Consider the following 22,453-nt stretch of genomic DNA (forward strand, 5'->3'; position numbering starts at 1 on the left):
CCCCGTAGGAAGGGCTTCAGCACCGATGCTTCTTCCTGCTTCGTCGTCCCTCACCTGACCGAAAAAAATCGGGGCTGGAGCCCCTCCTGCAAGGGCCAAGTTGCATCACACCGCCAGCGTGGTCAGCAATGCCTTGGCCGCATTGAAACGGTCGGGCGCCTCCGGCAGCGGCACCTTGATGCGCAGCTTGTCCGGACCCTCCATCGTGTAGAGCTTGGGTTGCTTCTGGATCAGCTGGATCACGGCCATCGGGTCGATCTTCGGCTTGGCCTCGAAGACGATGCGGCCGCCATGCTCGCCGAGTTCCAGCTTGCGTATGCCCATCTCGTTCGCGGCGAGTTTCAGTTCCGCCGTGGCGAACAGGTACTTGGCCGGATCCGGCAGCAGGCCGAAGCGGTCGATCATCTCCACCTGCAGGTCGCGCAGTTCCTCCTTGTCGCGCGCGCTGCTGATGCGCTTGTACAGCGTCAGGCGCGTGTGCACGTCGGGCAGGTAGTCGTCCGGGATCAGCGACGGCACGTTCAACTCAACCTCGGCGCCGCGGCGCTCCTGGCCCAGGTCCACGTCGGGCAGGTGGCCGGCCTTGATCGAACGCACCGCGCGCTCGAGCAGTTCGGTGTACAGGCTGAAGCCCACCTCGGCCATCTGGCCGCTCTGGTCCTCGCCCAGCAGTTCACCGGCGCCGCGGATTTCAAGATCGTGCGTGGCCAACGTGAAGCCGGCGCCCAGTTCGTCCATCGAGGCGATGGCTTCCAGCCGGCGTTGCGCATCGGCGGTGATGCTGCGCTTGTCCGGCACCACGAGGTACGCGTAGCTGCGGTGGTGCGAACGGCCGACGCGGCCGCGCAACTGGTGCAGCTGCGCCAGGCCGAACTTGTCGGCGCGGTTCATGATGATGGTGTTCGCATTCGGGATGTCGATGCCCGATTCGATGATGGTCGTGCACAGCAGCACGTTGAAGCGCTGCTTCTGGAAATCCAGCATCACCTGTTCCAGCTCGCGTTCCGGCATCTGCCCGTGCGCGACGCCGATGCGTGCTTCGGGCACCAGCTCCTGCAGGTCGCGCTGCATGCGGCCGATGCTCTCCACGTCGTTGTGCAGGAAGTACACCTGGCCGCCACGCGCGAGTTCGCGCTGGAAGGCCTCCTTCAGCATGGCCGCGTCCCACGGCGTGACGAAGGTCTGCACCGCCATGCGGTTGGCCGGCGGGGTGGCGATGATGGACAGGTCGCGCAGGCCGGCCATCGCCATGTTGAGCGTGCGCGGGATGGGCGTGGCGGTCAGCGTCAGCAGGTGCACGTTCGCGCGCAACGCCTTCAGCGCTTCCTTCTGGCGCACGCCGAACCGCTGCTCCTCGTCCACGATCACCAGCCCGAGGTCCTTGAACTTCACGTCCGACTGCAGCAGGCGATGCGTGCCGACGATGACGTCCAGCTTGCCTTCCGCCAGGCGGTCGAGCTCGGCCTTGATCTCCTTGGTGGTCTTGAAGCGCGACAGGACCTCCACCTTCAGCGGCCAGTCGGCGAAGCGGTCGCGGAAGTTGCGGTAGTGCTGCTCGGCCAGCAGCGTGGTCGGCACCAGCACCGCCACCTGCTTGCCGGCGCTGGCCGCAGCGAAGGCGGCGCGCACGGCCACCTCGGTCTTGCCGAAGCCGACGTCGCCGCAGACCACGCGGTCCATCGGCTGACTGCTGGCCAGGTCGCGGATGACCGCTTCGATGGCATGGTGCTGGTCGGGTGTCTCCTCGAACGGAAAGCCTGCCGCGAACGGCTCGTACATCGCGCGGTCCAGGTGCAGCGCCAGGCCGGCGCGGGCCTGCCGGCGCGCCTGGATCTCGAGCAGCTCGGCGGCCACGTCGCGCACCTTCTCCGCCGCCTTCTTCTTCGCCCTGGCCCAGGCTTCGCCCCCGAGCGAATGCAGCGGTGCCGTTTCCACCGACGCGCCCGAATAACGGCTGATCAGGTGCAACTGCGCGACCGGCACGTACAGGCGGTCGCCCTTGGCGTATTCGATCTCGAGGAACTCGCCCGGCATGCCGCCCACGTCCATCGCGATCAGGCCGCGATAACGGCCCACGCCATGATCCTCGTGGACGATGGGCGCGCCCTCGGTCAGCTCGCCGAGGTCGCGGATGATCGCTTCCGGTTCGCGGCCGGTGCGCTTGCGCCGGTGCGCCTGGGTGGCGCGCTCGGGGAACAACTGGCGTTCGGTGAGTACCGCGATGCGCGGGTCGTCGAGGGCGAAGCCGTCGGCGAGCGGCGCCACTGCAATGGCGAAGCGCGGAAGCCCCTCTCCCCCCGGAAGAGGGGTTGGGGTGAGGGTGCGGAACGTGCGCGATGGCTCCGTCGTCGAGATCTCCGCCGCACCCTCATCCGGCGCTTCGCGCCACCTTCTCCCGGCGGGAGAAGGGAGAAAGGCGCTGAAGTCGGCGACCACCATTGGCTTCAGTTCCGCCGCCTGCAGCACTTCCAGCAGCGCTTCGCGCCGACCCGGCGAGTCGGCGGCGATCAGCACGCGGCCCGGGTAGTGGCCGAGGAACGATTTCAGCGCGTCGCCCGCAGGCGCGTCCTTCGCCGCGACCGGCAGCGGCGGCAACGGCTGGTCGCCCAGCGGCAGCGCATCGGCCTGCCGGCTGTGCTGCGCGCCGCAGACTTCGATGCGCGCACGCTGGTTGAGTTGCTCGCGCAGGCCGTCCGGTGACAGGTACAGCTCGTCCGGCGGCAGCAGCGGGCGTTCGATGTCGTGGCGGCGCTGCTCGTAGCGGTTGCGGGTCTGTGCCCAGAAGGCCTCGGCGGCTTCACCGAAGCCATCGGTGAGCACGGGCAGCGTGTTTTCCTGCAGGTAGTCGAACAGCGTGGAGGTCTGGTCGAAGAACAGCGGCAGGTAGTACTCCACGCCCGCCGGTGCCAGCCCGGACTTCAGATCCTGATACAGGGCACTGCGGCGCGTGTCCACGTCGAAGCGGTCGCGCAGCAGCGTCATCGCGCGCTCCACCGAACGCTCGTTCAGGGGTACTTCGCGCCCGGGCAGCAATTGCACGGCATCGGTCCTGTCGAGCGAGCGCTGGCTTTCCGGATCGAAATGGCGGATCGAGTCGATGCTGTCGTCGAGCAGTTCGATCCGCAGCGGCGCCTCCGCGCCCATCGGATAGACATCCAGCAGGCCGCCACGCACGGCGAAGTCGCCCGGGTCCAGTACCTGCGGCACGTGCCGGTAGCTGGCCGCTTCGAGCCGGCGCTTTTCGGCGTCGAAGTCCAGGCGCTGCCCGACGCGATAGTCGAAGCTGCCGCCGACGATGTGGCGCAGCGGCGACAGGCGCTGCATCAGCGTCTGCACAGGCACGACCACGATCGCGCGCGACAGCGTCGGCAGGCGGTGCAGCGCGGACAGGCGCTGCGACACGATGTCCGGGTGCGGGCTGAACTGGTCGTACGGCAACGTCTCCCAGTCCGGGAACGGCACCACCGGCACGTCGGCTGTCGTGCCCAATAGCGTGTGCAGGTCCGCTTCCAGCTGGTGCGCCTCGTGGTTGTCGCGCGCGACCACCAGCACCGGGCCGGGATGCGCGCGTGCGGCCGCGGCGATGGACCAGGCCAGCGCGGTGGGCGACGAAGGCGCGCGCCACCAGGCACGGGATTGGCCGCCACGAGGCAGTGGCGGAGCGGGCAGGGCAGGTTTCTTGGTATCGGTCATGGGTACACAAAACAGCGGCAGCGCCGGACACCGTGGGGTACCCAGCGCGAAGGGAGGTGGAGTTTACCAAGCGCGCGCCGGCTGGCCGTCACGCCCGGCTGGGGTCACTCGGCGGTCAGGGGGTCGATCACCTGCGTCACCGCGGAAATGCGGCTGGCCGGAAACCCGCCGAGGCGTGCGTGTTCGCGGACCAGTGCTTCGCTGGGCGCGCGGTAGACGCAGTAGATCTTGTCGTCGGTGACGTAGCTGTGTTCCCACTGCACCTGCGGGCCGAGTTCGCCCAGCACGCTGCACGACTTCTGCGCGACCGTCCTGAGCTCGGCCGGCGTCATCAGGCCGGCGCCTTCGATATCGCGTTCGATCAGGTAGCGGGGCATGGCGGATTCCTCGGCAAGGTTCAGGGACGGGCTTCCAGTACCAGGTTGAACGGCGTTTCCGCCGCGCGCCGGAAACGCCGGAATCCGCCTTCGGCCATCACCTGTTGCAACCGGGCCTGTCCGGCCTGGGCGCCCAGCGCGGGGCCGTGGCGGGCGAGGGATACCGGTACGCATATCTGCGAAGAAGCGCCGTAATAGACGCGCCCCACCGGGTTGAGGTTGTCCTGTACGTGGTCGCCGGCGAACGGCTCCACCAGCAGGCAGTGGCCATCCGGCTTGAGGGCCTGGTACGCATGCCGGGCCGCGCCGATCGGATCGCCCATGTCGTGCAGGCAATCGAAGAAAGTCACCAGGTCGAGGTCTTCTTCGTCATAGCCCACCGCATCGGCCACCTCGAAACGCGCGTTGCGGATGCCGGCGGCGCTTGCACGCTCGTTGGCGGTACGGACGGAATCGGCATGGTAGTCGTAGCCGACGAACTGCGAATGCGGGAAGGCTCTTGCCATCAGCAGCGTGCTGGCGCCGTGGCCGCAGCCCACGTCGGCCACGCGTGCGCCGTGCCCGAGTTTCTCGACCGCGCCATCCAGCGCGGGCAGCCATTCGGTCAGCAGGTGGGCGTGGTAACCGGCACGGAAGAAGCGTTCCGTGCCGTGGAACAGGCAGGCATGGTGTTCGCCCCATTCCATGCCCTGGCCGGTGCGGAAGTTCTCGGTCGTGCGTTCCAGCGCATGGAAGGCCGCTTCGACGATGTAGTAGGCGCCGGCCAGGTCGACGGGACTGTCGGGGCTGGCCAGGCAGAGCGCCTGCGCGTCATCGAGCGAGTAACGTCCGCTGTCGGCGTCGTAGGTGACGTAGCCGCCGGCCGCCTGGTTGGCCAGCCATTCGCGGATATAGCGCTCGTGCGTGTGCGTGCGCTGCGCGAGGTCGGCAGGCGTGGCAGGGGATGCCGCCAGTGCGCGGTACAAGCCCAGGCGGTCGCCGACCAGCATCAGCGTAGCGCTGATCGCCGCGCCGAGATCGCCGACAGCGCGGCCGAGGAAGGTGTTCAGGCGATCATTGTCGATAGCCATGGGCCGTGACCTGGGCGAACACGGCAGGGCTTGCCGCCAGCCCCCTGCACGGCAGCCTACGCCTGCGCGCCGATGCCTGGGCGGCCGTTGATCGGAACGCCAGCGCTGCGCGCCTCAGGCTTCTTCGTTGAGATCCAGTACCACGCGGACCAGACCGGAGCCGTCGTTCTCGCGCACGCGCTTGAACCCCAGCGACTGCGCCAGCGCGAGCATCGGCTGGTTGGAATCCAGCACGTCGCCATACAGGCGGTCGAGCTTCTTCGAGCGCGCCCACTTGGCGAGCTTGCGCATCAGGTGGCGGCCCAGCCCCTGGCCGGCGATGAAGTGGCTGACCAGGATGGCGAACTCGGCATCGCGCGTACGCGGCACCATGGCCGCGCGGGCCACGGCGCCCACCAGCGCTTCGCCCGGCGGCAGCGTTTCGGCGGCGACCAGCGCGAATTCGGTATTGGGGTCGGGATGCGCCAGCCGCTGCGCCATCTCCGGCGTGAGTTCCTTCAGTGCGTAGAGGAAGCGGTGGCGTATTTCCTCCGGACCCAGCAGTCCGAACGCGCCCTGGATGGGGCCGGCGTCTTCGGGCCGGATCGGCCGGATCAGCAGTTCGCGCCCACTGGGCAGGCGGAAGTGTTCATGCCAGGGCGGGAGGCGTTTCGGCGCGGTCATGGTGTGATGCTCGCATGAAATCCGGAGACGGGGCGAGGGCCGTGGCGTCGCTGGTTCAGGCGCCGTGGCGTTTGCCGCGCAGGCGCGAGATGGCGGTGACCACGGCCACGATGATCGCACCGGCCACCACGCCGACGCCTGCATTGAACAGGCCTTCCCACAACCAGCCCACGCTGCCTTCCGCGTAAGGCTGGATGAAGTGGTGCAGTGCCGGGATGCTGTGGACGAGAATGCCGCCACCGACGAGGAACATCGCGGCGGTGCCGGCGATGGAAAGGAATTTCATCAGGTAGGGCGCGCTGTAGAGGATGCCGCGGCCGAAGGCGCGCTTGAACCGCGCCCAGCCGCTCTCGCGGACATCGGAGGTCAATGCCAGGCCCGCATCGTCCAGCTTCACGATGCCGCCCACCAGGCCGTAGACGCCCACGGTCATGATTGCGGAGATCGCCACCAGCGTGAGCACCTGCTCCATGAAGGTGCGTCCCGTCAGCGTGCCCAGCGAGATGACGATGATCTCCGCCGACAGGATGAAGTCGGTGCGGATGGCGCCGCGGATCTTGTCCTTCTCGAACGCGACCATGTCCACGTTCGTGTCCTGCACCGCCTTGACCAGTTCGGCGTGGTGCTCGCTGTCCGTGTCCTTGCCATGCAGGAACTTGTGCGCCAGTTTCTCCACGCCCTCGAAGCACAGGAAGGCGCCACCCAGCATCATCAGCGGCGTCACCAGCGGGACGTTGTAGCCCTTGCCGTGCAGCCAGGTTTCCAGTGCGCTGATCGCCAGCGCGGCCGGCACCAGGATGGCCTTGTTGACCACCGATCCCTTCGCCACCGCCCACACCACGGGCAATTCGCGGTCCGCCTTCACGCCGGTGACCTGCTGGGCATTCAGTGCCAAGTCGTCGCCCAGTACACCTGCCGTCTTCTTCGCAGCGACCTTGGTCATCACGGACACATCGTCCAACAGCGTGGCGATGTCGTCGATCAGGGCGAAGAGGCTGGATCCGGCCATGGATGAGGGTCGTCGTGAAGGGGAAGGGCGCGATTCTCGCACAGCGCCCTGACCGGGCCGCGTGATCCCGCCGCCGGGGTCAGTCCGGTGCGCGCAGCCACTCCAGCCGGTGGCTGGCGCCGGCCTCGCCCAGGGCGGCAGCGAGCGCCGGCAGCACCGGCGCCAGCGCCTTGTCCAGTTGCCAAGGCGGATTGAGCACCAGCATGCCGCTGCCGGTGAGGCGCAGCGGCGAGTCGTCCGGCCGGACCTGCAACTCGGCGACGAACGCCCCCTTGGAGGGCAGCGACGTCGCCTTGCGGAAGAACGGCGACAGCGTGCGCCGCTGCTTGATGGGATACCAGACCGCGTAGGTCGCGGCCGGCCAACGCTCCAGGGCATCGCGCAGCGAGGCGATGATCTGCGGGTACTCGGCATCCTGGGCTTCGTAGGGCGGATCGATCAGCACCAGGCCGCGTGCGATGCGCTGCGCGCCTGCACGGGGCGGCAGCAGCGCCTTCATCGCCGCGTAACCGTCGCGCGCATGGACGGCAACACGATCGTCGCCGGCGAACAGGTCCTTCAGCGCCTGCGCTTCGTCCGGTTGCAGTTCGCAGGCCGCCAGCCGGTCCTGGGCGCGCAGGGCCTGCGCGGTCAGCAGCGGCGACCCGGGGTAGGCGACCAGCGCGCCGACCGGGTTGCTCGCCTGCACCGCACGAAGATAGGCCTCCACGAGTTCCGGCATGCGCGGCGCATCGAGCAGCTTGAACACCCCTTCGTCGGCTTCGGAGGTCTTGCGGCTTTCCGTACCGCCCAGCAGGTAACGGCCGCGCCCGGCATGCGTGTCCAGCACGAAGAACGGCGCGTCCTTGCGTTTCAGCGCATCGATCATGGCCAGCAGCACGATGTGCTTGAGGACATCGGCATGGTTGCCGGCGTGGAAGGCATGGCGGTAATTCATGGCGCGCAGCATATATGCTTGCGCCATGCCCCGTGTATTGATTGCCGAAGACGAAGCCGCCATCGCCGATGCCGTGCTGTATGCCCTGCGCAGCGAAGGCATCGAAGCCGACCACTGCCTGCTGGCGCGCGAGGTCGCGCCGCGCGTGCGCGCCGGCGGCGTGGACGTGGTGGTGCTCGATGTCGGCCTGCCCGACGCCAGCGGCTTCGATGTCTGCCGAGAACTGCGCGGTTTCAGTGACGTGCCGGTGATCTTCCTGACCGCGCGCAACGACGAGATCGATCGCGTGCTGGGGCTGGAACTGGGCGCGGACGACTACGTCACCAAGCCTTTCTCGCCACGCGAACTGGTGGCGCGCGTGCGCGCCCGCCTGCGGCGTGCCGGCGGTACGGTCAAGGCCGTGGAGGGCGAATGGACCGCGCGCGGTGACTTCGCCATCGACCGCGACGGCCACCGCATCCGCTACCGGCAGCAGTTGCTGGACCTGACCCGCTACGAGTACGCGCTGCTGGATGCACTGCTGCAGCGGCCGGGCGCGATCCTCAGTCGTGCGCAGTTGATGGACCGCGGATGGGACAGCGACGCCGACAGCGCCGACCGCACCGTCGACACCCACGTCAAGACGCTGCGCGCCAAGCTGCGCGCGGCTGGCGCCGACCCCGACCCAATCCGCACGCACCGCGGGCTGGGCTACGCGATCGAGGCCTGAGATGCGGCTGGGGCTGAAGCTCGTCCTCGGCTTCTTCCTGATCGTCGGCATCGCCGCGTTCTTCGTGATGCGGGTGTTCGTCAACGAAGTGAAGCCGGGCGTGCGGCAGGCGATGGAATCCACGCTGGTCGATGCGGCCAACATGCTGGCCGAGATGGCCGCCGACGACCTGAAGGCGGGCCGCATCGCCGGGGGAACCTTCGCCGGCAACGTGGCCCAGGCGCAGCAGCGTGATCCGAAGGCCTGGGTATGGCGTTTCCAGAAGCGCTCCGTGGACTATCGCGTCACCGTGACCGACGCGCGCGGCACGGTGGTCTTCGACTCGCAGGGACGCGATGTAGGCCGCGACAACTCGCGCTGGAACGATGTCTACCGCACCTTGCGCGGCGAATACGGGGCCCGTTCCAGTCCCGAAGCGCCCGGCGACGAGACCAATACGGTGATGCATGTGGCCGCGCCGATCTACGATCCGGCCGATCGCGCCACGCTGCTGGGCGTGCTGACGCTGTCGCAGCCCAATCGCAGCATCGAGCCCTTCATCGTCGCCAGCCAGCGCAGCATCCTGTTGCGCGGCGCCTGGCTGATCGGCATCTCCGCCCTGATCGGCGTGCTGATGACGTGGTGGCTGGTGCGCGGCATCGGCGGGTTGAACCGCTACGCGCAGGCGGTCAGCGCGGGTGAGCCGGTGCCGCCGCCACGCCCGCGCGCCGACGAGATCGGCGACCTCGGCCGCGCGCTGGAGACCATGCGCCGCAAGCTGCAGGGCAAGGCGTACGTCGAGCAGTACGTGCAGTCGCTCACGCATGAGATGAAGAGCCCGCTCGCCGCGATCCGCGGTGCCGCCGAGCTGCTGCAGGAGCCCCTGCCCGAAGCGGACCACCAGCGTTTCGTCCGCAACATCCAGACCCAGGAACACCGCCTCACCGAGACCATCGACAAGCTGCTGGCCCTGGCCGAAGTGGAACAGCACGGCTGGCTGCAGCGCCGCGAGCGCGTGGATACCTCGGCGCTGGCGGACGAGGTGGTGCAGGGCCTGGACGCCAAGCTCACCCCGCACGGCGTGGACGTGGTGCGTGTGCCGCAGACGGGAGCCTGGGCGGTGGAAGGCGACGCCTTCCTGCTGCGGCGCGCACTGGGCAACCTGCTGGACAACGCCATCGCCTTTTCGCCGCCGGGCGGCACGGTGGAGCTCGCGGTCGAGGCCACGGACGGACTGGTGCGCTTCATCGTCCGCGACCGCGGGCCAGGCGTGCCCGACTTCGCACGCGAGCGCGTGTTCGAGCGCTTCTATTCGCTGCCTCGGCCCGATGGCGGCCAGCGCAGTTCCGGCCTGGGCCTGCCGTTCGTGCGCGAAGTGATGCGCCTGCATGGTGGCGAAGCCACGCTGGACAACCGCCACGACGGTGGTGCCGAAGCGGTGCTGTCGCTGCCCAGGCTCTAGTCCGCACTTCACACAGCCTTCAAACACGCTTCCTGCCGGTTGCACACCGGCACTGGACGATGCATCCCGTATCCAACCGGGGGCATCGACATGAAGTCATTGAAGTTGTTGTTGCGTTTCCTCACCGTCGGCGGGCTGGTCCTGCTGCTGCTCATTCCATTGGTGATGATCCGCGGGGTCATCCAGGACCGCGAGCGTTACCGTAAGCTGGCCGAAACGCGCGTCTCGCAGAGCATGGCCGGGCCACAGCAGGTGGTCGGCCCGCTGCGTGTCATCCCCTGGCGCGAAGAGCGCCTCGTCAACGCGTTGAACGAAGACGGCAAGCCCGAGGTGCGCCGGGATGTGAAGGAGGGCTACCTGCTGCAGACCCCTGCCACCCTGGCGGTGGACGGTCGCCTGCAGCCGGGCGAGCGGCGCATCGGGCTGTACACGGTCAATGTGTACGAATGGAAGGCGGCGATGAAGGCGAGCTTCGCACCCCTGCAGGTGCCGGGTGCCGACGGGCGCATCTACGGGCAGCCCTACGTGGTGGTTGGGATGGCCGATGTGCGCGGCCTGGTCGGCACGCCGTCGATGAAGGTCGATGGCGTGCCGCGGACGCTGGCCGCCGGCACCGGCGCGATGTCGTCACGGATGGAAGGCATCCACGCGCTGCTGGAGGTACAGGGCGGCGCCCTGCCCGCGAGCGAGGTGCACCTGGACATGGCACTGGCTGGCACCCAGACGCTCGGCATCGCGCCGATCGCGGACAGCAACGACATCGCGATGAGTTCCCCCTGGCGGCAGCCGCTGTTCGGTGGCCGCTTCCTGCCCAACAGCAAGACGCTGGGCGATGCGGGCTTCACCGCGCGCTGGCAGGTCTCTTCGCTGGCGAGCGCGGCGCAGAGCCAGCTGGAATCTGCATCGGGCAAACTGACCCAGCCGCCGTCGTTGAGCGCCACGCCATCCGGCTACGCTGCCGAGGACAGCAGCGACACCGCCATCGACAGCGCGGTGGTCAGCCTCGCGGACACCGTTGACGTGTACACGCAGGTCGACCGCGCCAGCAAGTATGGCATCCTGTTCGTGGTGTTGACCTTCGTTGGCTTCGCGCTGTTCGAACTGATCAAGCGCCTGCCGATCCATCCGCTGCAGTACCTGCTGGTGGGCCTGGCGCTGGCGATCTTCTTCCTGCTGCTGCTCAGCCTGTCCGAACACATCGCGTTCTGGCAGGCCTATCTGGTCTCTGCCGCCGCCTGCATAGGACTGCAGTTCTTCTACCTGTCGGGCGTGCTGCAGAGCTGGCTGCGTGCGGCGGGTTTCGCCACCATGCTGACCGCGCTGTACGGCGTGCTGTACATCCTGCTGAAATCCGAGAACAACGCACTGCTGATGGGCTCGTTGCTGCTGTTCGGCATCCTGGCCGTGATCATGTGGGTCACCCGCAAGGTGGACTGGTATGCGCTGGGCACGGAACTGCGCTGAGGCGGCCATGAATCGGGTGCGTATCTATCATCGGGCGCAACAGTTGCTCCCCGCCGCGATCCAGACTGCAGGCCTGCACGGAGTGGCGATGTCCTCTGGACAGCTGCGATACCTGCTCTTCGGTCTGCTATTGGGGCGCGAGTCGCGTGGTGCGGTCGCGCTGGAACTGGCACGTCACGCGGTCGACGCCATCCAGCACGAGGGCCTGGCCTATTTCGACGGAGCGACATGCTCGCGCGGCGCACTGTCGGGTGGCGCACTGTCGTACTACGAAGCCTGGCGGCACCTGTCACCAGAGGGACAGGGAGGACACGCGGTGGTCTGCGGCGAATGGATGGGCACGGCGCACGACGGCATCGCGCCGGGACGGTGGCGCAGCCTGGAGGCGTCTTTGCGTGACGGCGCATACCTCACCCGAGAGGTGGGCCGGGATGCCTGGCTCGCGGTGCTGCCGACGGCGCGTCTTGTCGTCTACGGCTGGCGGGATCGCTGATGATGCTTTTGCTCGCAGCCACAATGGCGTTCGCGCTTCCGTTGGGTGTCATCGCTCTCGTCGCGGCAGTCGCCGGCTTTTTCTTCAGGCCACTGCAGCCGCTTATCCTGGTGGCGATGGCGTGGAGCGTCGGGTGGTTCTGCAACGGGCTCGCTGTGGAAGAGATGTTTGCGCCTGCGATGGTCCTGCCGGTGTGGCTGGCCCTTCTCGTCGCGATCTGCGCAAGTATCGCGGTACGCCGGGGGATGGAGCACGGGTATCGGCTCGAAGCCTGAGGAGCGGGCGCGTCGGAGTAACGCACAACGGACGGATCCGGGTTGCCTCGCCCCGGCCGGTGGCGTGCGCTAGAGTTCAGGGATGAACTCTGCGCATACCATCGGCCTCTTCCGTGGGCCGGAAATCACGCCTTGGCTTGACGATGTCGCGCGCTTGCGGGTGACCGTGTTCCGCGACTGGCCCTACCTTTACGAAGGCGATCTGGACTTCGAGCGCGATTACCTGGCCGCGTATGCGCGCTCGGCGGAAAGCGTGTTCGTGCTGGCGATGCAGGGCGGGGAGGTGGTGGGTGCATCCACCGGCCTGCCGTTGGCGGACGACACCGAAGCCTTCCGCCAGCCGTTCCTGGACAGCGGGATGGATCCCGAGGACGTCTTCTACTTCGGCGAATCCGTGCTGCTGCCGGCCTACCGCGGCCATGGCATCGGCCACGCGTTCTTCGACCACCGCGAAGCGCATGCGCGCGCACTGGGACGGTTCGGGTGGACGGCTTTCTGCGCGGTCGATCGCGATGCGGACGATCCTCGCAGGCCGGTCGGGCATCGCACCCATGAGGCGTTCTGGGACAGACGCGGCTATACACGGCAATCGGGCATGACGATGCGGCTGGCGTGGAACGAGATCGGCCGCGGCGAGGTGGATCATGCGCTGACGTTCTGGTTGCGCGGACTGGGACCGTTGCGATGAAGGTCGCCGTCGCCAAGTACGTCGTCGAGGCGCCTGCGAATTTCGGTGACTTCGCCGAGCGACAAGCCGTTGTGCTCGGTGAGGTCGCTACGCTCGGCGCACGCATCGCTGTCCTGCCGGAGTACCTGTCGCTGGAACTGGCCGCGACCTTCGACAGTGCCACGCGGGCCGACCTGCACGCATCGCTGGCGGCGATCCAGCGCTATCGCGATGACTGGCTGGCACTGTACCGGCGGCTGGCTGTGGAGCTGGACCTGCACATCGTGGCCGGCAGCTTCCTGCTGGCGCAGGGCGATGGCCGCTACCGCAACCGTAGCGATGTGTTCGCGCCGCAGGGCGCGTACGCATGGCAGGACAAGCTGCAGCTGACCGGTTTCGAGAAAGCATTGGGCGTCATCGAGGGCGGCGATGCGCTGAAGGTCTTCGACATCGACGGCGTGCGTGCCGGCGTGTCCATCTGCTACGACTGCGAATTCCCGCTGCCGGTGCGTGCGCAGGCCGAGGCCGGTGCGCGCCTGTTGCTGGTGCCCAGCTGCACGGATACGGATGCCGGCGCTACGCGTGTGCGTGTCGGCTGCCTGGCGCGTGCGCTGGAGAACCGGATGTTCGTGGCGCAGTCGGTCACCGCGGGCGAAGCTGCGTGGAGTCCCGCCCTCGACGTCAACACCGGCGAGGCGGCGATCTTCGCGCCCATGGATCGCGGCCTGCCCGATGACGGGGTGGTGGTGCAGACCCGCGACAACCAGGTGTGGGCCATCGCGGATCTCGACGTTGAAGCGCTGGAGCGCAGCCGGGCCAATGCCCAGGTTGCCAACGACTGCGACTGGTCGGGGCAATGGCGGCCGTCGCTGGTGCGGGCGAGAGCGGTCGGGTTCGATCCCTTGTAGGCGCACCCTTTGGCGCTCCTGCTTGTTCCGGTGTTCAGCGCTCCCAGCCGAACACTTCGACCAGCGGCTTGTCGAACACCTCCGCGATGCGGAACGCGCATTCCAGCGTGGGCGAATACTTGCCGGCCTCGATCGCGGCAATCGTCTGCCGCGTCACGCCCACGCGCTTGCCAAGGTCGGCCTGGGTCATTTCGCCTGCCAGGAAGCGCAGCGTGCGGATCTGGTTGGTGACCCGGGCCTCAGACATGTCCGCCCCGACGATAGCCATGGATGACCAGCGTGGCGTGGACGCATTCGGCGGCGGCGATCGCAAGCAGGGTGGCGTGCACGATGGTCCAGCCGCCGGTGGTGAAGGGCATCACGCAGCCGACGAGGATGATGCCGGCCATGAGCACGTAGTAGGCGTAGACCGAGGCGCGGGCTTCGATGCGGCGGTCTCGCTCGTCGATGGGCGTGGGCGTGCCGTCTTCTTCGCGATGGCGTCCGAACAGGGTCGTCAGCAGGGCAATCACCCCCAGCGAGCCCAGCGCGATCGCGAGCAGGCCGATCCGCTGCCCCATGTGCATGCCGGCGACAGCGTCGGCATTGACCGAGATATAGGTGAAGTACAGCGCGAACACGACGGCCAGCGCCGTCAGCCAGACCCAGGCGAAACGTTCTTTCGACAGCATGGTGGTGCTCCCCGTTGGTGGATGGACGGGGAGTAAGGTAATGTTTGATTTACTCGATGTCAATAAAAACTAACATTGAGTTGATTAAAGGTAACTCCGAGTTCGATCTTCTTGTCGCTCTGGCCGGTACCCGGCTCAGCCCAGCAGGCTTACGCCCGGCACCAGCCAGATCGAAAGCGTCGCCAGTGCGGTGCCGATGACCGTCGCTGCCAGCACGTCGCTGGGGTAGTGCAGGCCCAGTACCACGCGCGAGACCGCCACGCAGGCGGCGAACGGGATCAGCAGGGGGGCCAGCACCGGGTAGTGCGCCAACGCCACGATGGTGAAGGCCACCGCGTGCAGCGTGTGGCCGGACGGGAAGCTGAACTCGTCCAGCGGCGCGATCCATGCGCGGATGCGTACATCCGACGCGAACGGGCGTGGTCGCTTCGTCCAGCGCTTCAACGCCTTGTACAGCGTCAGCGCGATCACACCGGTCGCCGCCAGGTGCGCCGAAGCCGCCAGCCCGTCCAGGCCATCGGCGACGACCAGCGCCGCCATCAGCACGTACCAGAACACGCCGTCGCCCAGCCGGCTGACAAGGGCGAAGAAACGACGCACGCCGTTCCATTCGCCCCAGCGATTGGCGAGCAGGCACCAGCCGGTGTCCCGGCCGATGAGGGGGTTACGCGGCAGCAACGGACGCATGGTGGCTTCTCCGTGTCAGGGCGAGATCGGTCAGCAGGGCATCGAAATCGGCGGACACCTGGTCCGGGTGAAGCGCGCGCATCGCGTCGCTGGCGGCATCGGCCATGGCGCGGCGCGCAGGGGCATCGCCCGCCAACCGCAATGCCGCCCCGATGAAGTCGTCGTCGTTGTCGACGGCGGCGCCGTGCACGCCATCCACCAGGTGCTCGCGCGCGGCGCCGTAGTTGAACGCCACCGTCGGTACACCGCTGGCCATCGCTTCCAGCGTCACGTTGCCGAAGGTTTCGCTATGGCTGGAGAACAGGAACAGGTCGCCGCTGGCGAAGTGCCGCGCCAGCGCATCGCCACGCTGTACGCCGCAGAAGATGAAGTCCGGATTCTCCTGCGCGAGCCGCTCGCGCACCGGTCCGTCGCCGACCCAGACGAATTTCGCCGTCGGCTGCAGCTGCTGGATGCGGCGGAATGCCCGGATCGACAACTCGAGGTTCTTCTCCGCAGCAATGCGACCCACGTAGATCACGGCGAGGTCGTCCGGCCCCAAGCCCCATGCCGCACGCAGCGTCGCGTCGCGTCGCGATGGGCTGAAGTGGCGCGCGTCCACGGCGCGCGCCAGCCGCACCACGCGATGGAAGCCCTGCGACTGCAGGAAGTCGGCCAGTTCGCGCGTCGGCACCAGCGTGGCGTCCGCGCCGTTATGGAAGCGGCGCATCCAGCGCAGTGCGGTGTGCTGCAGGAAGCGCACGCCGTAGTCGCGCATGTATTCGTCGAAGCGGGTGTGGAATCCTGTCGCCACCGGGATGCCGAGCCGCCGCGCGGCACGCAGCGCCGACCATCCCAGCGGGCCTTCCGTCGCCACGTAGATGGCATCGGGAGGAGAAGCCTTCCATTGCGCCACCAGGCGGCGCGTCGCAGGCAGGCCGAACTTCAGTCCGGGGTAGCGCGGCAGACTGGCGCCACGCACCAGCAGTGTGTCTCCGCTGTCGGCGGCGTCGGCGGGCTGGCGCGGCCGGATCAGGGAGACGGCATGCCCGCGCTGGCGCAGGCCGGTTTCCAGCCCCTGCACGGTGAGGGCCACGCCGTTGACTTCCGGCGGATACGTCTCGGTGACGATGGCAAAGCGCATGCGCAACTCCACGTTTTGCGCATGCTGGGGGCGGGAGATGTAGCGAGTATTGCGGTGCGGTTACCGCTACATGACGCTGCTGAAGAAGGCGACTCAGCGCTTCTTCGGCTTGTCTGAGCGGCGGCCGCCCGTGGTCGCCTGGCTCAGCAGATGCCGGAACCGTGGGCATTCCAGGTGGCTGGGGGCTGAGCAGGCCGCAGCGTGGCGCAGTCCGTCGCGCATCGCGGTCAGGCGCAGGATCATCACGTCCAGTTCGCGCGCCTTCGCGCGCAGGCTGCGGCGGTCGATGTCGGGTCGGCCATCGGCGCCGAACATCGCCGCGATTTCGTCGAGCGAAAACCCAGCCGTTTGCCCCAAGGCGATCAGCGCCAGGCGTTCCAGTACGTCCGAATGGAAGGTGCGGCGCAGGCCATGGCGTCCGATCGACGCGATCAGCCCTTTCTGTTCGTAGTAGCGCAGTGTCGACGCGGGCAAGCCGGATCGTTTCGCAACCTCGCCGATGTCCACCAGAACCCCGCTTGACTTCAAGTCGACTTGAAGTGGCATCGTGCGCGCAACGGTCGTGCGGCACAAGCCAGCGCCGGACCTTTCTTGGAGATCGACATGGATTCTGTGATCCGCACGCTGCTCATCGGCATCGGCGCCACACTCGCGATGGATGCCTGGGGCCTGCTGCGGCGCGGCCTCTTCGGCGTGCCGACCGCCGACTATGCCCTGGTGGGCCGCTGGCTCGGCCATATGCCGACGGGGCGATTCCGCCATGCCGCCATCGCCCGGAGCGCCTCCGTCCGCGGCGAACGGACGCTGGGCTGGTGCGCGCACTACCTGACCGGCATCGCCTTTGCCGGTGTGCTCCCCATTGTCTGGGGCGTTGCGTGGCTGCGTGACCCTACGCCGGGGCCGGCACTCCTGGTGGGCCTGGTCACCGTCGCCGTTCCGTTCCTGCTGATGCAGCCCGGCATGGGCGCCGGCGTCGCGGCGTCCAGGACGCCGCGTCCGGCCAATGCGCGCATGCACAGCGTGTTGAACCACCTGATGTTCGGTGCAGGGCTTTATCTGTCGGCCCTGCTCGTACGTCTGCTGTTTTCCTTCTGATCCCGTTCTTCCAACAGGAGTCTCCCCATGCGTATTCCCGCCCGTTTCGCGCCGCTGCTATTCGGTGCGCTGCTTTCCGCCATCATGGTGTCGTTGGTGTCCGCGTTCGTGCTGCTGATCAACCAGGGACTGCATGCGGACTTCCTGGCAACCTGGGCGCGCAGCTGCGCCACGACGTGGCCGGTGGCCTTCCTCGCCGTCACGCTGGTAGCCCCGTGGGTGCGCCGGACCGTCGCCAAGCTGACGGTTTGATGGCGCGATGGATGCAGGTGGCTGTATGCCCGAACGTACGGGACCGCAGGTCAGCGCGGTGCGCGCTTGCGTGGCGGCCCCGCATCCTTGCGCACGCGGGTCTCGTAGGCCTTCACGACCAGTGCCTTGACGATCGCGGGCGTGGCGCGGGCCAGGTCCACGCGCAGTCCCAGCACCTTGCTGCCCCAGAACAGCTTCTCGACGAACCCGGGATACATCGCCAGCGCCTGCTCGCGGTCTTCGTCGCCAACGAACACGTGCAGGTGCGTTTCCTTCGGCGGAATCGTCGCGAAAATCCTGCCGCGCACGCGGAACGACGAATACGTGTGGTGCGGTTCCTCGGTGACGGCGTCCAGCGACAACGCATGCGTGCGGACATCGGCGATCTTCATAGTGTCCCCGGCGGGCAACGTTGCGTTGGTGGCGCTCCGTGACCCTCAGGCCGCGCGTTGCCCCCGCGCCGCCATCCGGTGCCCCAGCCACGCCATCGGCAGGTAAGCGAACACCAGATCCACCACGGTGAACCAGAGCGGCGAGGGCAGCATGGTGATGGCGGCGATGCCGCCGATCAGGAAGCAGGCGCCGACCACCCACGCGGGGCCGCGGGTCCGGCCGGGCGTCGCCAGCGTGGCGACGAAGGCGCCCACCAGCGTGCCGATGGCGTGGGCCAGGAAGGGAAACAGGAAATGCTTCGGCTCGAACAGCGGCATCGCCGCCTTCAGGCCTTCCGCCGTGGTGGTGTCCACGCCGGCCGGTGGCGGGATGACATGGCCACTGAGCATGACCAGCGCCATGTTGGCGATGCTGCCGACGAACAGGCCGGCAATGACGGCAAGGATCAAACGGAACACGCGCTTCATGACAACCTCCGGCAAGGATGCGAGGGACTGCCCGTCGGCGTGGGGCCGGCCGCGACTGGGGGCGACTATAGCCGAGCCCGCGCCGGCCGAGAGACACGCTGTCGGACATGGGGGTTGATGCCACCCGGAACGCGCCACAGGGTCACCACGCGAACCCTTCCTTCCACGCGCTCTGCGGCAACCACGTCGTCTGGTCCGGTGAAGCAGCGTCGATGCAGCCTGATGCCACGCGACGCGCCACCATCGGCTCGATGTCCGCGAACCGGGTCGCGCGCGATCCGATCCCGGCACCGATCAGGTTGTTTTGGATGTCCATGGTGTTGGCGCGCTTTCCGCGCCGCTCCATGACGCCATTGACGAGGTGGACGGCACGCGCGTCCAGGGTATAGGCCACGACGGCGCTGGCCAGGGTGTGCCGGTACGCGTCCAGCGGCCCATGCCTGCCACCCGGAAGCGGACTCTGCAGGACGTGGGACCAGGTATAGGTCAGGACGGATGCGGGATACGCCGCCAGGATCAGTGCGGCCAGCACGAGCCTGCGCAGCCACGGACGCTTGCGCTTCGACGGCCTCATCGGGGTCAGCAGTCGTGCGGCTCGACCACCACCGCCGTGCCGTAGCACAGCACTTCGGTGAGGCCTGCCATCACGTCGGTGGCGTCGTAGCGGACGGCGATGATCGCGTTGGCCCCCAGTTGCCGGGCGTGCTGCATCATGTCGCGGTAGGTCTCGTGGCGCGCCTGTTCGCACAGCTCGGTGTAGATGGTGATGTTGCCGCCGAACAGCGTCTGCAGTCCGCCGAGGAAATTGCCGACGATCGAGCGCGACCGTACCGTGATGCCCCGCACCAGGCCCAGGTTGCGGACGATGCGGTAGCCCGGCAGTTCCAGTGCCGTGGTGACCATCGTGTCGTTCAGAGGTGAAGCCGTCGGGCGCGCTGCCGGGGAGTTGTAGGGGTCAGCCATGCGGTCTGCCTGTGGTGGTGTCGGATGCCGGATGGCGTAGGTCGCGGCAAGAGGATCGAGGTTCATCATCTCTCATGTCCAGGTCCTTCCAGCATGAGATCCCCGTCGACCCATCAAATGATGCATGCGTATCGATCTGCCACGGATGCCGAACATCCCGGTCACGTCATGGACTGCCTTCCGGCGAGGATCTGGGAGCAATGTCAGGGTGAAACCAGCGATTGCGCCGCACCATTGCTGGCGCCTATCTCGCCGATGGTCGCGAAATCGATCCCCTCGATGCACGCCAGGTTGTAGCCGTATTCCGTCGGGACGCTGCGGCGCTGGTGATGCGTGTAGATGCCGCAGACGCTGCAGAAATAATGCCTGGCGATCTTCGTGTTCCACTGGTACAGGCTGAGCTTGTCCTCGCCACGCGTGACGCGCAACCGGTCCACGGTGACGCCCGCCATGATGGCGCCCCGGCGACTGCACATGGAGCAGTTGCAACGGCGTATGTTCTCGTGGCCGTTGATCAGGTCAACCTCGAACTCGACGGCCTTGCAATGGCAGGTTCCCTTGACGGTCTGCTGAGTGATCACCGCTGCGCTCTCTTTGTCGGCTGGCCGGCGGGTCCGCCGTGATGCGGCATCATAAGCGCGGACTGCTGCGGGTAGACAGGTGGGGCCAGGGACTGCCTCAGGGCACGCGTTCGCCGCGCGCCGCGGTGAACAATGCGTACCAGTCTTCCCGGCTCAGCTCGACGCTGTCGGCTGCGCAGCACGTTGCCAGGCGAACCGGGTCGGTGGTGCCGACGATGGGTTGGATGCCGGCGGGGTGGCGCAGCAGCCACGCAAGCTGGATGGCCTCCGGGGTGACATCTTTTTCTTCCGCCAGTTGGCGAAGCAGGGTCGAAGTGTTGCGGACCACCGGATCGGCGAACTCCGAAGCAGTCGCGAACTTGCCGCCCGCCAGCGGCGACCACGCCTGCACGCGGATACCGTGCAGGCGACAGTAGTCCAGCGTGCCGGCCGCTGCCGCGTAGGCATGGCCGGTGGTGTTGGCCACCACGCCGTCGTCGATCAGGTGATGGTGCAGCAGGCTCACCTCCACCTGGTTGGCAACCAGCGGCTGCCGCACATGCCTGCGCAGCAGTGCGATCTGTCCGGCTGTGTGGTTGCTCACGCCGAAATGGCGCACCTTGCCGGTGGCATGCAGCGCGTCGAATGCACGCGCGACCTCCTCCGGCTCCACCAGCGCATCCGGGCGGTGCAGCAGCAGCATGTCGAGATGCTCCACACCCAGTCGCGACAGGCTGCGCTCGACGGAGGCCACGATGTGGGCCTGGCTGAAGTCGTAACGTCCCGGTGAGCCTGCCGGATCGTCGGCGAAGCGGATACCGCACTTCGACTGCAGCACCATGCGCTGGCGCAGGCCGGGCGAGGCGCGCAGCACGTCGCCGAACACCTGCTCGGACTTGCCACGCGCATAGATGTCGGCATGGTCGAACAGGGTGATGCCATGGGCCAGTGCGGTTTCGACCAGGCGCTGTGCCTGGCGGCGTTCATCGGCGGTCACCGGCGTGCTGTCCCACGCGCGGCTCAGCTGCATGCAGCCGTAGGCGATGCGCGAAACCGGGGTGTCGTCGGCGAGGAGGAAGGTCTTCATCATGTGCGTGCGCAGGGGAGGAGGCGGCATCATGCCAGAGCGGCCCGGTGGTTCAGTTGCGCTGGCGTTCGGCCATGAGCTTCTGCGCCAGCGCCTCGACCTCCAGCGGTCGCGCCAGGTAATAGCCCTGCACGTCATCCACGCCGAGCGCCTGCAGGGCGGCCAGTTCCGAGGCGGTCTCCACGCCTTCGGCGATCACGCGGGACTGCGTCTGACGGGCGAACTCGATCAGCGCCGCGGCCAGCGCACGCCGTGGTGAATCGGTGTCGATGTCGCGGGTGAGGCTGAGGTCGAGCTTGATGATGTCCGGATGGATGGCCAGCACGTGCCGCATGCTGGCGTAGCCGGCACCGGCATCGTCCACCGCCACGCGCACGCCGGCCTCGCGGAGCGGCACCAGGCGCTCGTTGAGCAGCTTGTAGTCTTCGACCAGCGAATGCTCGGTGATTTCCAGTACCACGCGATGCGGGTCCAGGTCGTCGATGTAGCCGTCGATGCCGCCACTGATGATCGTCTGCGGCGAAACGTTCAGCGCCACGTAGAAGTCGCCATGGACATGGCGGAGGCCATCCAGTGCCGACAGGATGGCGTTGAGTTCCAGGCGCACGCCCAGGCCGATCTCGCTGGCTTCGGCGAACCACACGTCCGGCGTGCGGCGGGGTTCCAGGTCGAAGCGCGAGAGGCATTCCACGCCGATGATGCGGCGCGTGCTGCTGCGGTAGATGGGCTGGTACACCATGTGCGGCTGGCCCAGTTCCAGCACCGAGGTGATGCGCTCCACCTTCGCCTCGTGTTCCTGCACGGCATCCAGGTCGCCGTCGATCTGGTAGGCAAGCAGGTCGGCGAAGGCGCGCATCATGTGCAGGTCGCGCTGGCCCAGCGAAAGGTTGGACGACAGGCTGAAACAGCAGAAAGTACCGTACACGCGCCCGTCGCGCAGTTGGATGGGGACACTGATGTGCGCGCCGATCGGCACGGTGCGCGTTTCGGGCAGGTGCTCGAGCAGCGGGATGGCGGCGGTGTCGGGAATCAGCTGCGGGATGCTGCCTTCGACCACCCGCATGCAGTAGCCCTCGTCGAGTGGACTGGAGTCGCCGGGCAGGATGGGCGCGCGGTCGAGCCGCGTGGCGACATGACGGAAGACGCGATGACGGCCGTGGAACTCGCTGACGAAGGCCACGTCCATGTCGAGATGGCGGCGGACGGCATCCAGCAGGCGGTCCACGTTGCGGCTGATGGACACGGCCCCCGGGCCGCCCTCCAGCCAGGCGTCGGACAAGGGCGCCTCGGGATTGCTTCGATCGATCACGGCTTCCTCCTGAATGCACGTACGCGACGAATCATGGCCGTCGGACCGGCTCCCGCCGCAGGGGCGGACGGGGAGGATGGCGTGGGGGAAAAGGGATGGGCCACGCCTGAATCCGGGGCGGGTCCGAGTGTAACCTCAAG

The 22,453-nt window shown here is 67.6% G+C and carries 27 protein-coding genes; 9 read left to right on the forward strand and 18 right to left on the reverse strand.

Features of this window, described 5'->3' with window-relative positions:
- Positions 1 to 105: 105 nt before the first annotated feature.
- From mfd to rlmJ, 6 genes are all read right to left on the reverse strand, one after another.
- A complete protein-coding gene (gene mfd / locus IB223_RS05960) occupies positions 106 to 3,693 on the reverse strand; it encodes a transcription-repair coupling factor (RefSeq protein ID WP_192200716.1) in 3,588 nt (1,195 codons plus the stop codon).
- Positions 3,694 to 3,797: 104 nt separating this feature from the next.
- Positions 3,798 to 4,070 carry a DUF4242 domain-containing protein gene (locus IB223_RS05965; protein WP_192200717.1) on the reverse strand — a complete coding sequence of 91 codons (273 nt, stop codon included), beginning with the start codon at positions 4,068 to 4,070 and terminating at the stop codon, positions 3,798 to 3,800.
- Between the two features lie 20 nt (positions 4,071 to 4,090).
- Entirely contained in the window at positions 4,091 to 5,140 is a 1,050-nt protein-coding gene (locus IB223_RS05970) for a class I SAM-dependent methyltransferase (RefSeq protein WP_192200718.1), read from the reverse strand.
- A 114-nt stretch (positions 5,141 to 5,254) separates the two neighbouring features.
- The gene (locus tag IB223_RS05975; protein ID WP_192200719.1) at positions 5,255 to 5,803 is read right to left on the reverse strand and encodes a GNAT family N-acetyltransferase; all 549 of its coding nucleotides are present in this window, start codon (positions 5,801 to 5,803) and stop codon (positions 5,255 to 5,257) included.
- Positions 5,804 to 5,858: 55 nt separating this feature from the next.
- Positions 5,859 to 6,812: a DUF808 domain-containing protein gene (locus IB223_RS05980; protein WP_192200720.1), complete on the reverse strand. Its 954-nt coding sequence runs from the start codon at positions 6,810 to 6,812 to the stop codon at positions 5,859 to 5,861.
- Positions 6,813 to 6,891: 79 nt separating this feature from the next.
- The gene (rlmJ, locus tag IB223_RS05985) at positions 6,892 to 7,749 is read right to left on the reverse strand and encodes a 23S rRNA (adenine(2030)-N(6))-methyltransferase RlmJ (RefSeq protein ID WP_192200721.1); all 858 of its coding nucleotides are present in this window, start codon (positions 7,747 to 7,749) and stop codon (positions 6,892 to 6,894) included.
- Here rlmJ and creB point away from each other — a divergent pair.
- The 7 genes from creB (at position 7,748) to IB223_RS06020 (ending at position 13,706) form a co-directional block, all read left to right on the forward strand.
- Positions 7,748 to 8,458: a two-component system response regulator CreB gene (gene creB, locus IB223_RS05990; RefSeq protein ID WP_192200722.1), complete on the forward strand. Its 711-nt coding sequence runs from the start codon at positions 7,748 to 7,750 to the stop codon at positions 8,456 to 8,458. The two genes, rlmJ and creB, sit on opposite strands and share 2 nt — an antisense overlap.
- 1 nt (position 8,459) lies before the next feature.
- The gene (creC, locus tag IB223_RS05995) at positions 8,460 to 9,899 is read left to right on the forward strand and encodes a two-component system sensor histidine kinase CreC (protein ID WP_192200723.1); all 1,440 of its coding nucleotides are present in this window, start codon (positions 8,460 to 8,462) and stop codon (positions 9,897 to 9,899) included.
- 90 nt (positions 9,900 to 9,989) lie between these two features.
- Positions 9,990 to 11,363 (forward strand): cell envelope integrity protein CreD, encoded by a 1,374-nt coding sequence (creD, locus tag IB223_RS06000; RefSeq protein WP_192200724.1) that lies wholly within the window; start codon positions 9,990 to 9,992, stop codon positions 11,361 to 11,363.
- Between the two features lie 88 nt (positions 11,364 to 11,451).
- The gene (locus IB223_RS06005; protein WP_192200725.1) at positions 11,452 to 11,856 is read left to right on the forward strand and encodes a hypothetical protein; all 405 of its coding nucleotides are present in this window, start codon (positions 11,452 to 11,454) and stop codon (positions 11,854 to 11,856) included.
- Positions 11,856 to 12,131, forward strand: coding sequence for a hypothetical protein (locus tag IB223_RS06010; RefSeq protein WP_192200726.1), 276 nt, complete (start codon positions 11,856 to 11,858; stop codon positions 12,129 to 12,131). The genes IB223_RS06005 and IB223_RS06010 overlap by 1 nt, the downstream gene beginning before the upstream one ends.
- An 82-nt stretch (positions 12,132 to 12,213) precedes the next feature.
- Positions 12,214 to 12,819, forward strand: a complete 606-nt coding sequence (locus IB223_RS06015; protein WP_192200727.1) for a GNAT family N-acetyltransferase — start codon at positions 12,214 to 12,216, stop codon at positions 12,817 to 12,819.
- Entirely contained in the window at positions 12,816 to 13,706 is an 891-nt protein-coding gene (locus IB223_RS06020) for a carbon-nitrogen hydrolase family protein (RefSeq protein ID WP_192200728.1), read from the forward strand. Before IB223_RS06015 ends, IB223_RS06020 begins: the two co-directional genes overlap by 4 nt.
- Before the next feature lie 34 nt (positions 13,707 to 13,740).
- On the opposite strand, the gene IB223_RS06025 is transcribed toward IB223_RS06020, so the two are convergent.
- The 5 genes from IB223_RS06025 to IB223_RS06045 form a co-directional block, all read right to left on the reverse strand.
- Positions 13,741 to 13,953: a helix-turn-helix transcriptional regulator gene (locus IB223_RS06025; RefSeq protein ID WP_142123958.1), complete on the reverse strand. Its 213-nt coding sequence runs from the start codon at positions 13,951 to 13,953 to the stop codon at positions 13,741 to 13,743.
- Positions 13,946 to 14,377, reverse strand: coding sequence for a hypothetical protein (locus tag IB223_RS06030; protein WP_142123959.1), 432 nt, complete (start codon positions 14,375 to 14,377; stop codon positions 13,946 to 13,948). The genes IB223_RS06025 and IB223_RS06030 overlap by 8 nt, the downstream gene beginning before the upstream one ends.
- Positions 14,378 to 14,512: 135 nt before the next feature.
- Positions 14,513 to 15,064: a phosphatase PAP2 family protein gene (locus tag IB223_RS06035; RefSeq protein ID WP_192200729.1), complete on the reverse strand. Its 552-nt coding sequence runs from the start codon at positions 15,062 to 15,064 to the stop codon at positions 14,513 to 14,515.
- Positions 15,042 to 16,187, reverse strand: coding sequence for a glycosyltransferase family 1 protein (locus IB223_RS06040; protein WP_192200730.1), 1,146 nt, complete (start codon positions 16,185 to 16,187; stop codon positions 15,042 to 15,044). Before IB223_RS06040 ends, IB223_RS06035 begins: the two co-directional genes overlap by 23 nt.
- Before the next feature lie 93 nt (positions 16,188 to 16,280).
- Positions 16,281 to 16,694: a helix-turn-helix domain-containing protein gene (locus IB223_RS06045; protein WP_343227143.1), complete on the reverse strand. Its 414-nt coding sequence runs from the start codon at positions 16,692 to 16,694 to the stop codon at positions 16,281 to 16,283.
- 96 nt (positions 16,695 to 16,790) lie between these two features.
- Here IB223_RS06045 and IB223_RS06050 point away from each other — a divergent pair, with 96 nt between their 5' ends.
- Entirely contained in the window at positions 16,791 to 17,282 is a 492-nt protein-coding gene (locus IB223_RS06050) for a DUF2938 domain-containing protein (RefSeq protein ID WP_192200731.1), read from the forward strand.
- 27 nt (positions 17,283 to 17,309) lie between these two features.
- Complete coding sequence (locus IB223_RS06055) at positions 17,310 to 17,534, forward strand: DUF2798 domain-containing protein (protein ID WP_192200732.1); 225 nt, start codon at positions 17,310 to 17,312, stop codon at positions 17,532 to 17,534.
- Between the two features lie 50 nt (positions 17,535 to 17,584).
- Here IB223_RS06055 and IB223_RS06060 read toward each other — a convergent pair whose 3' ends face one another.
- The 7 genes from IB223_RS06060 to IB223_RS06090 all read right to left on the reverse strand — a co-directional run bounded on the left by IB223_RS06060 (position 17,585) and on the right by IB223_RS06090 (position 22,313).
- Entirely contained in the window at positions 17,585 to 17,926 is a 342-nt protein-coding gene (locus IB223_RS06060; protein WP_192200733.1) for an MmcQ/YjbR family DNA-binding protein, read from the reverse strand.
- 45 nt (positions 17,927 to 17,971) lie between these two features.
- Positions 17,972 to 18,394 (reverse strand): hypothetical protein, encoded by a 423-nt coding sequence (locus tag IB223_RS06065; protein WP_192200734.1) that lies wholly within the window; start codon positions 18,392 to 18,394, stop codon positions 17,972 to 17,974.
- A 142-nt stretch (positions 18,395 to 18,536) separates the two neighbouring features.
- Positions 18,537 to 18,968, reverse strand: a complete 432-nt coding sequence (locus tag IB223_RS06070; protein ID WP_192200735.1) for a hypothetical protein — start codon at positions 18,966 to 18,968, stop codon at positions 18,537 to 18,539.
- A 5-nt stretch (positions 18,969 to 18,973) separates the two neighbouring features.
- Positions 18,974 to 19,357: a YbjQ family protein gene (locus IB223_RS06075; protein WP_192201264.1), complete on the reverse strand. Its 384-nt coding sequence runs from the start codon at positions 19,355 to 19,357 to the stop codon at positions 18,974 to 18,976.
- Between the two features lie 203 nt (positions 19,358 to 19,560).
- Positions 19,561 to 19,938, reverse strand: a complete 378-nt coding sequence (locus tag IB223_RS06080) for a GFA family protein (protein WP_343227144.1) — start codon at positions 19,936 to 19,938, stop codon at positions 19,561 to 19,563.
- Between the two features lie 97 nt (positions 19,939 to 20,035).
- Entirely contained in the window at positions 20,036 to 21,004 is a 969-nt protein-coding gene (locus tag IB223_RS06085; RefSeq protein ID WP_192200736.1) for an aldo/keto reductase, read from the reverse strand.
- Positions 21,005 to 21,056: 52 nt separating this feature from the next.
- Positions 21,057 to 22,313 (reverse strand): EAL domain-containing protein, encoded by a 1,257-nt coding sequence (locus tag IB223_RS06090; RefSeq protein ID WP_192200737.1) that lies wholly within the window; start codon positions 22,311 to 22,313, stop codon positions 21,057 to 21,059.
- Positions 22,314 to 22,453: the final 140 nt, after the last annotated feature.

Origin of the sequence: Pseudoxanthomonas sp. PXM03 (genome assembly GCF_014852005.1) — a bacterium.
In the GTDB taxonomy this organism is placed as follows: domain Bacteria; phylum Pseudomonadota; class Gammaproteobacteria; order Xanthomonadales; family Xanthomonadaceae; genus Pseudoxanthomonas_A.